Source organism: Acinetobacter sp. MF4640, from assembly GCF_002018895.1.
In the GTDB taxonomy this organism is placed as follows: Bacteria; Pseudomonadota; Gammaproteobacteria; order Pseudomonadales; family Moraxellaceae; genus Acinetobacter; species Acinetobacter johnsonii.
Map to the genome: position 1 here is coordinate 1 of NZ_MVOM01000143.1, position 749 is coordinate 749.

The 749-nt window shown below is 36.2% G+C and carries 1 pseudogene; it reads right to left on the reverse strand.

Annotation, left to right across the window (positions count from 1 at the left end):
• Positions 1-638, reverse strand: a pseudogene (locus MF4640_RS18820) (IS30-like element ISAba125 family transposase); the annotation flags it as partial.
• Positions 639-749 lie beyond the last annotated feature (111 nt).

The following is a 749-nucleotide window of genomic DNA, read 5'->3' on the forward strand; positions in this document are numbered from 1 at the left end:
GGTAAATATTTCAGAGCTTCAGTTAAAGCCTTGCGCACTGATTCTGCCTTTGCATCAGGTAATGTTGCCAAGATACAGAGCCGTGTATTTCGTTCAATAAGTGTTGCTATCGAACTTTTATTGTCTTTACCTTTAATTAAATCAGCTTCCCAATGACCCGGTATTTTTCTTTCTTGAACTTCGGCTGGGCGCTCATGAATAGTTTTAATATCCTGTAATATAGAATCTTTTTTAGGTTCACCGTTAGCTTTTCGCTTTTTATTTTCATGACGTAGACAGGATAATAAGTCTTTTTTCAACTCACCCTTGGGTAATGCTCGTATCGTTGAATAAATCGTTGTATGGCTTACATTCATTGTTTGATCCAAATCAGGAAATGTCTTTAAACGCTTTGCTATTTGCTGAGGAGACCATAAACAACGGATCGCTTCAACAATAAATTTCCAGAGGATTGAATCGATTTTGAGTTTTCTGTGACCACGTCTACGTCTAGCAAAAGTGTTATCAGAAGCATATCGAGCTTGATAAACGTCATTGATGCTATTTCTTTTAAGCTCACGATAGATCGTACTAGGATGTCTTTTAATAAGTTCAGCAAATTTTCTGGCTGAAAAGCCTTCTTTTCTTGACTCAAGCATTAATGCAGTACGATCTTCAAAGTTAAGATGATGGTATGACAATTTTATATACTCCATAAACCCTTTAAATTAATTAGGTGGTTTATGTCGCACTTCAAGTTTTACTCTGCC